Raw genomic sequence first — 13,015 nt, 5'->3', positions numbered from 1 at the left:
TTGACCTATGTACACGTTACCTATAGAACCAAAAGAAAAGCATTTCGTTGTAAAAGACAAGAACTTGCTCGACTGTCAGATCAAGCAAGGTTTATCTGTCATCCAGAACCAAATTTTTGCAACAGCTGTTTCAGCCATAGCTCCAAGTGAAACAGAATTAAAGCCCATGACCTTCAGCACTTCTAAGCTTGCTGAACTCTTTGGTATTAAACGAGACAACAACTTTTACAAGCGAATGCGCGACGAAGCACAGAACATATCGATGTTCGTAAATATCGGTTCTGGTCGTGATTCGGTTCTAGTTCCTCTGTTTAGCACCAATCGATACAATGATGGTTCAGGCACTTTAACCTTGCAGTTTGATGAACGACTAGCACCCTATCTGCTTAATTTGGCCAACAATCGAAATCACTGCAAGTATTTATTGGGTGATATCGTCAAATTGCGAACCTTTTATTCTCAAGCACTTTTTTACCTTGGTGTTGAAAACGCGCGTAAACGTGGTAATAAATTTCAGCTTCCTTTAGATGAATTAAAGACAATATTGCGTTGTAACTCCAGATATAAAAAATTCGGTCAATTCCGTGCCAGAGTACTTGATCCAGCCATGAATAAGATCAATAAGCATACGCACTTAAAAATGGAATACCAAGAGATCACTCAAACGAATAATCGAAAGATTGTTGCTGTCTCCTTTAATGTAAAGTGGGAAACTTCCTATCAACCTGCCCTTTTTATTGCTTCATCAGACTCTGGCATGTCCGCATATAAACATCTGAAGAATAATGGTTTCGACGATGTATCAATTAAATGTGTGCTAAAGTCTGATATTTTTGAACAGCATTCTATCCCAATTAAGTACATGAACCCGTATATCAAAGCCAATATTGATTACGCGTTACAGTATATGCACGGGAAGCCAAAGATAGAAATTAAAGCCTATATCGTAAAAGCCATTCGAAGAAACTGGGCAGAATATAAAGCCCCTACTGAAGCTACCAAGCATAAGATCACCAAAGTGAGAAAGCACGACGCGGTTACTTTTATTTAATCAACTATCCAAATGCATCGAGTGTGTGCGACGTTCTGCCACCGTCCCTTGCTCGCCAAGTAATGCGACCTATTCACTGGATAATCGTAGCACGGTGGATTTGAAGTTTAAAATGCTAATCGGTTGAAAGAACTAGAGTAAAAAAATCCGTAGATTATGTGAGAAAACAGCATGATACTAATTTGAAAATGGCTTGTCTGATAGCTGACATCAGTGAATCAACATATCGTTACAAACCGGACAAGCATCGTGATGGTCAAGTAGTCACGAAGTTACAAGAGAGAAGAATTACAATCGTTTATGACTAAACAGTCTCGGGTGAATCTATGTTTAGCGCACTGAGCCATTTAGCCACGAATTCATCAGCGCTTAGAGAATGGCAGCCTAAACAACTGTCAAAATACGTCTCAGACACAAACAATTCTAACATACTTACATCGACTTCTAATGGTAAGTTCTTGGTATACTTTAACTCCCATCCTTTCTCCTCCATCAACTGAAGATAGTTTGAGATGAAATTCGAGAACAATTTTCGTTCAATATAACTTGGGTATTGCTTCGAATATAGATAAGCAGCAGTATCCCTAGCTTTACGACACAGCATAGAATAGCTTTTTCTTAAACCGAACTTTTTTGCAATATAGTTCATCATCACATCAAACTTATTATCTTTTTCAATGTTTAAAGAATATTCTTTCGCCAAAACATCGACCAGAGAATACAGATTATTGACCCTTATAAATTGAATAACCGACTTCATGTCCTCAACATCACTTTCATCTATCTTAAATTTTGATACGGTATCAAAAAAATAGTTTAATAAGCTCGCATCATTATTCACTTCGAAATTTTTAATAAGGAAATAGTCTTCATCAAGCTTATTGATGAAAGTAATATTTTCGAAGCCAGTAAAACTAAGCAATTCTGTTCTTTCGATCACCAAACCCTTTTTCATTAAAGAACTTAGAAAGAAATGATCAAGATCTGGAATACCGGTAATGGTTCTACTCAAACTCGGTGAAAAGGTAATCAAGTCAGCTTCTACTTTCTCACTGGCGAGCCAAAGATAAAGAAAAATTGCCTCCACATACGAGACTCTTTGAGCTTTGCCAGTTTTCATGTTACAACGCCTTACGACAGCAGAAAGTATTTCGCTTTTATATTCCTCATACTCAGCTTGCTCTTTTGCTATACAATTTTCACAGCGAAAATTTGGTAATATTCGAGCATAATCAGCCCGAGTAGACACATATCGATTGCTTCCACACTCAATACATTTAAATTTCTCTGAATCATTAGTGCAATGAAAAGATTCTGCAACAACTTTACTCAACTCGTATTGACTTAGACCAAAACTTTCCCCTACATCAGGCACTGTGTGTGCGAATTTCGATGGATTACTTAGATCAACTTCCCAATATTTTTGGACCATCGGTTCATCAGAAACTTCATTTCCTGTACGCCGATCATATATTTTCAAATTTTCAATTAGCCTCGCCATTTGAGCTAGCCCCCTATATAAAGCTGATCAATCAATACCTGAGCGTTTTAGAGAGATGAGCAAAGGTACACTAAAAGATTAAAGAAGAGCGTTGAAAAGAATCTGATAAACTGAGAGATCTATCTTCTTTCCCGGAATATACAAATCAGAATTAAAGAAATGCAAATATATTTTTAAAAAAATTATTTATTAGGAATTATTAAGCATTTAAAGATATTTCAGCGCTTTTACGAAGAGCATCAATTGAATTAGTTAGAAGGTATGCATCGGTAAATCGCTATTATCGCGATAGGTGATGCTTGATAATACGCCGTTACTGCTGAGCACTTCCGAGGTCATTCGATTCTTTCTGTCGTAAGCAAAAGTCGGTACATCATCATTGAGGGTTTTGGTTAAGGTATTGTCATTGGCATCATAGGAGTAACGCTCACTGCCTTCTTGGGTTAGGCGTTCGATATCATCGTAATCGTACGCCGTTTCAACACGGTTAAGTGCCGGGTAAAAGAGACTGTAAATAAATCAGTGTAACTGATTCAATTGGAAATCATTATGGTAACCGTCGCTTTATCTTAGCTCAACACTCCAAGGCATTAAAATCTAGAGGTCGTCTGGTTGCTTGGGGAGCTCATTGAGTAGATACCATTTATTTTCCTTATGACTTTCTATATATTTTCGAATAAGAATAAAAAATACCTAATCCAAAGATAATTCAAAACATATTAGTGTTAGCTAAATGCTTTAATGATATCTATGTCTAGAAGTAATGTAGGGTTACAAGTATACTCATCTTCCCTCAAAAATTCTGAACTATGGGAATTGGGTGCCGCTAAAATAGCATTTGAAGGAGCAAGTGCTTTCAAAAGCACTCCTCCTGACTCTATTCGATTCCGTCCACTAGCAAACAGCTCAGCAACTTCTTTTTTTGTAGTCCAGCAAAACCCTAAGCGATTTTGCTCGAATAAGAACTTACATTCTCCCCGATAAACAACTTTATCGGGACCACTGTAGCCAGGTAGAACTCTCATTAATACATCAAGAATAATTTTATCATCTCTTATCTTATTTCGAATACAGCCACCCAACACAGTCCAGAGATCGTGAACTTTGTTCTTATCGAGTTTTAGACTGCTTCCATACTCTTGAATATACTCAAACGACTGTCTCCAAAGACTTCCCGGCATATCATAAACTGGTTGACCAATGCAGAAACTTTTTGCTAGTTGCACGTAATCACTCATTCAAATACATCTCAGCCATATCGTCGAGTTTTGCCTTGCGTTCCTTCCAATCAGGCATGTGTTGGCTTAGCAACTGCCAAAACCGCTCACTATGGTTATGTTCAGCTATATGACACAACTCATGCATTAGCACATAATCAATACAGTCTCGGGGAGCTTTGATTAGGTGAGGGTTTATATTTAGCTGTCCTTTAATGCTACAGCTACCCCATTGCTTTTTCATTGCGATTATTTTAAATGTGGGAGTGGATGTTACCCATTCGAGGCACGCTGCTAGTTCGAGTAATCGTTCGTGAAGTACTCGCTTTGCCTGCCTTAGATACCAGTCGTCCAACAAAAATTTAACTCTGCTTTTATTTCTTAACTTTTCCGAAGGAACAGAGACTAACAGCTTCCCTCTATACAGTTTCACTTGTTCTGGCTGCTGCGGAGAAATGGATACTTTTAAAAGGTAACGCTTGCCCAAATAGAACTGAGTTTCTCCACTAATGTATTGCTTAGGTAATATAAACTCGTTTTGCTTTGAAAAATCCTGTATATGCTTCCAGATCCAGCGAGCCCGCTTGGTTACCGCTCGTTTTATAACATCTGAAGAAGCGTCAAACGGCGCTATGGCCACAACGCGCTGATCAGGATGGACCTTAATCTTAACCCTCCGGCTAGCCTTATCGCTCGCCTGAGCCTTACGAATAATATCGTAACGGATCTCATCGTCACCGTAAGCGAAAACTCCGGTGTCTTCGGTATGGGTTTGGATCTCAGCGGCAAGCTTAGACAATTTATTGGTGCTCATCTAAAACCTACTTCCTCGACAATCCAAGCCGCATAATATTAATCACCGCCTCAATATATTTTTGAGCGTTGTCCAAGCCCAGATCGCCAAATAGCCTTGGCAGTAACGTTTTACTGATAGAGTTTTCTATTTCACTGAGGTTTAGCGAATATTCAGCTACCGCGTTATTAACCGTTTCATCGGTAACGTAAGCCAAGTCAATACGTTTATCCTTATCGAGTCCTTTTTCATCTAGTAGAGCCTGGTCAAACAGGTGCAGGAATAGACCAAAGTAGGCTTGAGCATGTTTATTAAGCTTGCCAGTATCATCACGAAATGCGTCTGGATGGCCTTCTACTTCTCGCTGCTTAACTTTCTGTTCGAAGTCTGCAAACATAATGTACTGCTTTACCGGTGCATCAAACATGGCTTTCGCTTCTTCTATCGCCTTTTTAAGCAACTTGGAGAAATACTCCTGTGCATAGGGATCGTCTGCTAAATCCTGCTCAATCATTTTCGTAACGCGCCCGGTAATCTTATCGGTTTGATTACGCGCTTCATCATCGCTCATTTGCTCAGGCTTTTTAACGCCCTTACCCATTTCACCGACCAGATAGGCACCTTCAGGTTCTTTAACCACTACACCGGCTATATGTTTATCGAGCAGCGCTCGAATATCATCGGTGTATTCATCGTAATCGATGGTTTCATTAGCGTCTTCGCGTACCAGCTTGCGGAGGTTAAAAAACATCTTAAGGGTTGCTTTATAGTGTTCTCGCGATCCTTTTTTATTCACATCACCATCGAAACTTTTATCATCAAAGAATGAAGCAGACTGTAAGGCGACTTTCATGCAGTTTGAAAAAGCGGTTAATGCGTCGTAAAAGTCTTCACGTTTTTTAAGGTTCTGGTCAACCATTTGACCATTTACCTCAGCAATTTTGGGGCTTAAAGCCTGGCGAAGCGCAACATGATCCTGCTTGTTTTTAACCTCGTCAAAAATACTCCATAAATCGGTATACAGCATGGGTAGCTTTTTGTATTCCATTTCCATCTGCTGATAGAGGCCTTTCAGATCATCAATATCAAAGCCGCCCTGAGTTCGCTCAGCCAGATCCTGATATTTTTCAATAGTTATATCCAGCTCTTTTAAAATACCCCGGTAATCGATTAAGTAACCGAATTGCTTTTTACTGTGTAGCCGGTTAACGCGAGCTATTGCTTGTATTAAATTATGCTCTTTTAAAGGCTTATCAATATACAGAACTGTATTCTTGGGCTCATCGAAGCCTGTTAGTAGTTTGTCGACAACAATCATTAAGTCAGGGCCGTCATCTTTGCCAAATTCGTCGATGATAAACTGGGTGTAGGCTTTCTCATCACCCTTAAACCCTTTGGCTACATTGTCGCTCCACCACTTTTGTACGATGTCTTTACTTTCTTCATCGACGGCTTCGTGGCCTTCTCGAGTATCGGGTGGTGACATAGCCACTACCGAGGTGACTTTACCTATCTTATCGAGCAATTCTTTGTATTTAATGGCCGAGGCTTTTGAATCACAAGCCAACTGCCCTTTTAGACCTTGCTGTTTAAAATTCTGAAAGTGATCAGATATATCATGTGCGATTAGTTCTATACGCCCCTCAACCTGATAAACTTGCCCTTTTTGAGAGAACTTCTTCTTCAGGTCGGTTCTCTGCTCATCAGTTAACTTTTCAGTCATACGGTCGAACCAGGCATCTATGGCTTTATCATTTACATTTAGCTCTGGAATGCGCTCTTCGTACAACAAGGGGGTTACGGTTTTATCATCAACCGCCTGTTGCATTGTGTACGAGTGAATAATCTTTCCGAACTTGTTTTCGGTTTTGTCGTCCTTCAGTAAGGGTGTGCCAGTAAAAGCAATATACGCAGCTTTAGGTAACGTTTGTTGCATGCGAATATTGTTCTCGCCGTTCTGACTACGATGCCCCTCATCAACCAGAACGATTATGTTTGGGCTTGGGTTGTAACAATCCTTATGTTTGATTGCCGAACCAAATTTATTAATTATTGAAAAGATAACCCGCTCATTTCCCTTACCGATCTGTTCTGCCAATCGTTTGCCAGAGGTGGCCATGGCGTCTTTTTTGTCTCTGTCCGTCAGAACACCTCCCGAAGCAAACGTCCTGCTCAACTGGTCCTCTAAGTCCACTCGGTCAGTAACAATAATGACGCGACACTTCGCTAATTCATTTAACCAGATAAGCGCCTTACTTAAGAACACCATGGTGAAAGACTTGCCCGAACCCGTGGTATGCCAGATGACACCTCCTTTTCGAGAACCGTCATCATCAAACTGGGTAATGCGTTCTATTAAGGCTTTAATGCCAAATACTTGCTGATACCTTGCGACAATTTTTCCAACCTTTTTATCGAATAAGGTAAAAAAGCGAACCATTTCCAATAGACGCTCGGGTTTTAGCAGGCTAATAATTAGTCGGTCTTGATCGGTCACGGCCAAATCGCCAGCGGCGACTAAAGACTCGTAATCATCTCTCATATACTTGGGTCGATGGTTGAATATGGCATCGAGTTGTTCAGAGGTAAGTTTGGTGTTCTTTAACCGAAAAAACTCTTCTTCGGTAATTTCTTCTTCTTTCCATTTGGCCCAAAACTTAGCAGGTGTGCCGCAAGTCCCGTAACGACCTTCGTGACCATTAATTGAAAGCAATAATTGACTATAAGCAAATAAATGAGGTATCTCTTTTTGTCCCTGATTTCGGATGCATTGAGAAATTCCCTCGTGTATTGTTGGTTTCCCTTCTTTGAAGGAATCTGGCCGCTTAGCTTCGAAAACCACTAATGGCAACCCGTTTACAAAACATACTATGTCAGGAATACGGTTACCCGTACCCTCTGCATTTTGTACTACCATTTCTTCGGTAAAGTGAAATTCGTTATTCTCCAGGTTGTCCCAATCAATGAGCTTTACAGTTGGTGATGCTTTTTTACCATCAACAAACTCAGTTACAGAAATACCATACATCAATGCGTTATAGACTTTTTCGTTGGCCGCCGTAAGCCCTAGGTTCAATGCTGGAGTGAGCTCATGAATTACCTTATCAATGGTGGCATCTGATAGTTTGTATGACTCTCCAGAAAATTGGAATGATTGCTTTGCGAGAAATTTCATTAAAATTGGTAAAAGAATGACCTGACTGGTAGATTTTAAACTTTCAGCTTTTCTCCCTCTAAACATCTCGCACTCGGAAGGAGGTATATACAAATAGCCTAAGTTGCTTAATAGGCTTAACGCTGGTAGCTTTGAAGTAATTTCCTCTTTAAAATCAATTAAGCCCATCAATTTCACCTCTAACCTAAATTAAGTGTTTGCAGTACTGACTTTAGCGACGATGTTCTATTAAAGGTGGGTAAAATATAGCTTCCACCTTGAAAAACTTGTAGAAACAACTCGTTCCAACCTTGTTGCTCTTGGGCTGAAAGCAAATGATGAGCATTGAAGCGACAATCCTTTGCTAGGTATGCATAAATAATTTCGTAATCTTCAGGTCGAGATTCTCTACTATTTAGTAAAATATCTCGACTTATAGCTAAAAACTCTGCGAGGTCTCGCGCATCAAGCTTATCATCGAGAATAGACGAAGCTAAGATTGGATTAAATGTGTGAATTGCGACAGCTAGACCTCTAAGCAATGCCGATCCGTAACCAGTAGTTGAAGTGAATGCTCTATTATCATTTAAAACCTGATAAATTTCTAAATTCCTGATAAAAGTCTCGACTTCTCGTAAGGTAGCATCATGAGCTTGGAATATATGATTAGAAAAATACTGAAACCCTTCTAAATTAAGTCGAGAATTCGATAAAACAGTCGAGTTATTTATCAAGCCCAAAAAGTGTTTTGAGCTTACTGCTGCAGACTCTCGATTTTGGTCCTCAATATATTTCGGTAATGAAATCGTAAACTTTATAAATTTGTCAAGATATCGATTCGCATTTATAGACTGACCATAACTATGATTAATTGATGCTTTAAGCTGCTCAAAATTTGTAACCAATATGAAGTTTACATTGTCTAAGTCAAATGTATGCTTTATTAGCTCAAGAATATCTACGGCGAAGTTAGGACGACACCTATCCAACTCATCTATAAAGATTGCCATTGGTTTTTCTTCGGCTATTCCTGAGAGAATTTCCTGCAAAGCTTTGATATTCTTCTCAGACTCAAGGTGCTCATTAAAAAGAGCCTTGGCAGTGGCATCAATTGATTTGTCAGCTATCTCTTGGAGTTCTTGATCGAATTGGTCAAGAGCTTCGGTTGCATCCTGTCTTAACACATGAGCAACTGCAGCCTTTGAAATGGTTTTTATGCCAAACTTCAAGGCTGGTATTATCTTTCTTTTTAAACTGGATTTCTGATCATTGTCTGGCAATATTTTAACGATTTCAGCTAGCACCGTTAATAATGGCTCGTTAGCATGGTCTGCTTTGAAAGCATCAATATATACAACATGATGAGTGTTAACTTCTCGAAACATATTAACTAGCTTATGACAAAACTCCGTTTTACCTGTTCCCCAATCGCCATTAATCACCAAAGGCGAAATATCAATATCATTTGATAATAGGTTGATTACCTTCTCAGCAATTGGCTGTCTATTATATTCATCTCGATTATCAAAAGTAATATTTGTTATTTCCATATTAAAGTCCTCCTATTGCACTTTAACTCTGATCTTCCCTGTCAATAACTGTTGCATTAGAGCTTTTTTTTCATTTTTAAGGCTTTCAAGCTGCTTCTCAAAGAATTCAACTTCTTTTTCTGCATTGATTAATACTGAAGCAACTTTTTGTTGTTCTTTAAGTGAGGGTAAACTTAGTCTTAGCTTTTTAATCGCTGCAATGTTTAATACTTTCTGAGCGTTACCAGAGGCAGTATTAGTAAGCCATTCCTGAATATAATCAGAAGACAAATACTGTTTAATGAATTCTGTATCATGACCACGTACCCCGATCACTGCAAATGCACGGGATATATTTCCTCCTTCAAGCTGCTTAGGAACCTTTAAAACCTTGCCCAATGTTCCAACAATAGAAATTACTAAATCTCCTTCTCTAAGAGCGGTCCTTTTAAACTCCAGATGAAGCTCCTTTGTAATTCTGGTCATTTTATTTATATTAAGACTTGTCGTTTTGATATCTTGAATTCGTAACAATGGGATACCGTTTTCAGTATCCTCTCCCGGCTTAAGTACTCCGTAGCAAATCGGTCTATCGACTATGTTACTTAGCTGAAACTCTTCCCACTCCTCCTCAAACGGCTTACCTGTATCCGGATTAATTAGTCGCTTCTTGCCGGTTAACAATTGTTGCATCAACGCTTTTTTCTGAAGCTTACTGTTTTCAATAAGATTCTCAGTCGTACTAATCGCTTTATCCCAAGTGGAGAGGATTTTGGCGATTTTTCGTTGTTCAGGGAGGGAAGGAAAGCTAATCTTTACTGCATATACTAGCTCACTGCTAATGTTCGTAACAACACCTCCTGCAGCGAGCCTCTTGTATTGCCTTTGTACCAACTCACTACCCAAAACTTGTATTAAAAATTGCTTATCTAGGTGTGGCTCATATTCTTTTATAACAAACCAGCCATCATGGATATAGCCATCAATGTTCAGAATGTATGGCTTTCCGTAGCTCATTGAATTCGAGAGGATAATCTCTCCTTTATTAACCTTTCTAGACTTTTTTGCTCCCTCTGGTGTAATTTTTTCTTTAGTATAATTTATAAAAGTATCATTCCCTTTTGTATCGCCAATTTTTATCCAATTTACTCCATCACTACTCTCAGTTATGAAATTAATAATTGGCCTTGGTGAGCTACCCCTCTCTAGCTTTAATACCTGTTTAAAAAGTTTATTTGACCAATCATTAGGCACCATAACCCAACTCCTTCAAATAGACTTCCATCTCTTCCTCTAAAGTCTTGAGCTCACTTTGAAGCTTTAATCGCTCTGTACGCACTGCGACTAAATCGATCTCTTCTTCTTCTTCGAATGTATCAACGTAGCGAGGAATATTTAAATTAAAGTCGTTTTCTTTAATTTCCTCCAGGCTTGCCAAATAGGCATATTTATCTACAGTCTCACGAGCTTTATAGGTATCAATTATTTTCTGGATGTTCTCTGCTGTTAACTGGTTTTGATTTTTACCAGATTTAAACTCGCGGCTGGCATCGATAAACAAAACTTTGTCATCTACTTTGTTCTTTTTAAAGATGAGGATGGCTGCCGGTATACCGGTACCAAAAAATAGCTTTTCGGGCAGTCCGATGACTGCGTCCAGCAGGTTCTCTTCGATGAGTTGTTGACGAATTTTGCCTTCACTGGAGCCTCTAAACAGAACCCCATGAGGAACAACAACTCCCATCCTACCGGTTGTAGGTTTGAGCGTTTCAATCATATGCGAAATAAACGCATAATCACCTTTGGTTTTCGGTGGAACGCCTCGACGAAACCGGCCGTAAGGATCGCTGGCTGCATCTTCGTGGCCCCATTTATCTAAACTAAAGGGGGGATTAGCAGTCACAATATCGAAGTGCAGCAATGCGTTGCCATCTTCAGTTTTGAGTAATGGGTGACGGATAGTGTCGCCCCATTCTATTCGGTGATTATCTTCGCCATGCAGAAACATGTTCATTTTAGCGAGCGCCCATGTTGAACCGATCGACTCCTGTCCGTACAGCGCGTACTTTTTCGAGTTGTGCTTTTTACGCACCATCGCGCCACATTTCATCAACAATGAGCCCGAACCACAGGCCGGGTCGCAAATCTCGTCCCCTTCTTTAGGTTCGAGAATCTCCGCAAGAAGATCAGACACTTCCGGTGGTGTGTAAAATTCACCCGCTGTTTTACCGCTGCCTGCGGCAAAATGTTTTATGAGGTATTCGTAGGCATTACCAATAATATCAAGAGCGCCCACTCGGCTGGGTCGAAGGTCTAACTCAGCTTTACCGAAGTCTTCAATTAAGTGGCGCAATAGATCATTTTTTTGCTTTTCTTGTCCGAGTTTATCGGTGTTAAAACTTATATCCTGAAACACGTTTTTTAGCTTGGAGCCGTTTGCTTCTTCAATCGCGTGCAAGGCCTGATCAATACGTTGGCCGTTTCCTGGCTGATGACGTTGTTCGTGCATATCCCAAAAGCTTGAACCTTCCGGCAAAACAAAACGTTGTTTGGCCATCATCGCATTTATTAGCTCTGGGTTATCGCCATATTGTTTCACCAGAGTTTCATACTCATCGCGATACACATCACTGATGTACTTCAAAAAGAGCATGGTCAAAATAAAGTCTTTATACGTGTCGGAAGAGATCACACCCCGAAACGTATCGCAGGCTGCCCAAACGGCTTTGTTTACCTGATCCTGACTGATGGTAGTTTCTACTGTTTTTTTTGCGTCACTCATGGATAACGTGTCCCTTTTACAACGAGTTTTATCGGTTTAAATTTGTATCGTTAATTAATTGATTGCCAACTGCAGCAATCAACTGTTGGCTATTGTGTATAAGCTTTTGGTAGATCGCTTGCTGCTGAAGCTGCGCAGAGTACAGCTTACAAAAAGTCACTTGTTGCTCGAAGCTGGGCAGAAGGATAGGTAGCCCTCCCAGTTCTTGTTTAGTTATGGCAATGGAGCCTGAAGCTGAGCCTTGGGCAATAGTTTTAAAAAACTTTTGCGAGTTGGAGCTATTTAACTGCCAGGCTATAAACTGTGGTAAAACCTTTGATTGTTGCTCGGCTTTAATACGCAGATGAAAAAAATGCGGCGAGCAAACAATATTATCTGGGGACTGATGGACGAATCCCGCAGTATTCCGCGTCCCTTTCGCCAAAAAGATAATATCCCCTTCTTTCAACAAGTCGGGCTCACGCCGCCCGGTAAGCTTAACCCGGGTCAATAAACTCGTCTCAGGGCTCATTGCTACACCAAGAGCTTGGAACACACCGGGCAGTAACGCCCAATGTTCACCCTGGTCATTGGCCTGTACGGCGCCCCGAAACGGGTAGCCCGGCATGATCTCAACCAGATCTGACAGGGAAGTGTGTTGAATGCTCTTAGCCAATGAAATATCCGCATCTTTTAAATGATGCACTCAATATATAGGTTCAATCCTATTTTGACAAACAAAATTTTTGCATCATTTTCATGATGCATATTAAATTCAAGGGATCAGTTGCCGAACATCACAATTTAGAGCTTTAGCAAACTGGTAAACTTTTTCCAAAGTTATGTTAACCTCGCCTCTCTCTACTCGACCGACATAGCTGCGATCAATGTCTGACATCAACGCGAGCTTATCTTGAGAAACACCCAACTCCTTTCGCTTTTGCCTCAATAATTGCCCAAACTCTTTCGCTATGGAAGACATGCGTCGCCTCTGTTTAAACTGGAAGCG

At 40.0% G+C, this 13,015-nt stretch carries 10 protein-coding genes; 1 reads left to right on the top strand and 9 read right to left on the bottom strand.

Annotated features, from left to right (window positions below):
• Positions 1-7: 7 nt before the first annotated feature.
• Entirely contained in the window at positions 8-1,051 is a 1,044-nt protein-coding gene (locus tag Q9312_RS15940; protein ID WP_309201857.1) for a replication initiation protein, read from the top strand.
• A gap of 304 nt (positions 1,052-1,355) precedes the next feature.
• Here Q9312_RS15940 and Q9312_RS15935 read toward each other — a convergent pair whose 3' ends face one another.
• The 9 genes from Q9312_RS15935 to Q9312_RS15895 all read right to left on the bottom strand — a co-directional run bounded on the left by Q9312_RS15935 (position 1,356) and on the right by Q9312_RS15895 (position 12,988).
• Entirely contained in the window at positions 1,356-2,552 is a 1,197-nt protein-coding gene (locus Q9312_RS15935) for a hypothetical protein (protein WP_309201856.1), read from the bottom strand.
• 725 nt (positions 2,553-3,277) lie between these two features.
• Positions 3,278-3,790 carry a hypothetical protein gene (locus Q9312_RS15930; RefSeq protein ID WP_309201855.1) on the bottom strand — a complete coding sequence of 171 codons (513 nt, stop codon included), beginning with the start codon at positions 3,788-3,790 and terminating at the stop codon, positions 3,278-3,280.
• Positions 3,783-4,583, bottom strand: coding sequence for a M48 family metallopeptidase (locus Q9312_RS15925; protein WP_309201854.1), 801 nt, complete (start codon positions 4,581-4,583; stop codon positions 3,783-3,785). The genes Q9312_RS15930 and Q9312_RS15925 overlap by 8 nt, the downstream gene beginning before the upstream one ends.
• 7 nt (positions 4,584-4,590) lie before the next feature.
• Entirely contained in the window at positions 4,591-7,905 is a 3,315-nt protein-coding gene (locus tag Q9312_RS15920; RefSeq protein ID WP_309201853.1) for a type I restriction endonuclease subunit R, read from the bottom strand.
• A gap of 11 nt (positions 7,906-7,916) precedes the next feature.
• The gene (locus Q9312_RS15915) at positions 7,917-9,266 is read right to left on the bottom strand and encodes a KAP family P-loop NTPase fold protein (protein ID WP_309201852.1); all 1,350 of its coding nucleotides are present in this window, start codon (positions 9,264-9,266) and stop codon (positions 7,917-7,919) included.
• A 12-nt stretch (positions 9,267-9,278) separates the two neighbouring features.
• A complete protein-coding gene (locus Q9312_RS15910) occupies positions 9,279-10,502 on the bottom strand; it encodes a restriction endonuclease subunit S (RefSeq protein ID WP_309201851.1) in 1,224 nt (407 codons plus the stop codon).
• The gene (locus Q9312_RS15905; protein WP_309201850.1) at positions 10,492-12,027 is read right to left on the bottom strand and encodes a type I restriction-modification system subunit M; all 1,536 of its coding nucleotides are present in this window, start codon (positions 12,025-12,027) and stop codon (positions 10,492-10,494) included. The genes Q9312_RS15910 and Q9312_RS15905 overlap by 11 nt, the downstream gene beginning before the upstream one ends.
• A gap of 28 nt (positions 12,028-12,055) precedes the next feature.
• Positions 12,056-12,712 carry a restriction endonuclease subunit S domain-containing protein gene (locus Q9312_RS15900; protein ID WP_309201849.1) on the bottom strand — a complete coding sequence of 219 codons (657 nt, stop codon included), beginning with the start codon at positions 12,710-12,712 and terminating at the stop codon, positions 12,056-12,058.
• Between the two features lie 69 nt (positions 12,713-12,781).
• On the bottom strand, positions 12,782-12,988 hold the full coding sequence (locus Q9312_RS15895; protein WP_309201848.1) for a helix-turn-helix domain-containing protein: 207 nt from the start codon (positions 12,986-12,988) through the stop codon (positions 12,782-12,784).
• Positions 12,989-13,015: the final 27 nt, after the last annotated feature.

Source organism: Pleionea litopenaei (assembly GCF_031198435.1).
Classification (GTDB): domain Bacteria; phylum Pseudomonadota; class Gammaproteobacteria; order Enterobacterales; family Kangiellaceae; genus Pleionea; species Pleionea litopenaei.
This window is presented reverse-complemented; position numbering and strand designations above follow the sequence as displayed.

Excerpts from the sequence above, each read along its gene's own strand:
- Q9312_RS15940 (WP_309201857.1), top strand. The coding sequence starts at position 8 with ATGTACACGTTACCTATAGAACCAAAAGAAAAGCATTTCGTTGTAAAA.
- Q9312_RS15935 (WP_309201856.1), bottom strand. The coding sequence starts at position 2,552 with ATGGCGAGGCTAATTGAAAATTTGAAAATATATGATCGGCGTACAGGA.
- Q9312_RS15930 (WP_309201855.1), bottom strand. The coding sequence starts at position 3,790 with ATGAGTGATTACGTGCAACTAGCAAAAAGTTTCTGCATTGGTCAACCA.
- Q9312_RS15925 (WP_309201854.1), bottom strand. The coding sequence starts at position 4,583 with ATGAGCACCAATAAATTGTCTAAGCTTGCCGCTGAGATCCAAACCCAT.
- Q9312_RS15920 (WP_309201853.1), bottom strand. The coding sequence starts at position 7,905 with ATGGGCTTAATTGATTTTAAAGAGGAAATTACTTCAAAGCTACCAGCG.
- Q9312_RS15915 (WP_309201852.1), bottom strand. The coding sequence starts at position 9,266 with ATGGAAATAACAAATATTACTTTTGATAATCGAGATGAATATAATAGA.
- Q9312_RS15910 (WP_309201851.1), bottom strand. The coding sequence starts at position 10,502 with ATGGTGCCTAATGATTGGTCAAATAAACTTTTTAAACAGGTATTAAAG.
- Q9312_RS15905 (WP_309201850.1), bottom strand. The coding sequence starts at position 12,027 with ATGAGTGACGCAAAAAAAACAGTAGAAACTACCATCAGTCAGGATCAG.
- Q9312_RS15895 (WP_309201848.1), bottom strand. The coding sequence starts at position 12,988 with ATGTCTTCCATAGCGAAAGAGTTTGGGCAATTATTGAGGCAAAAGCGA.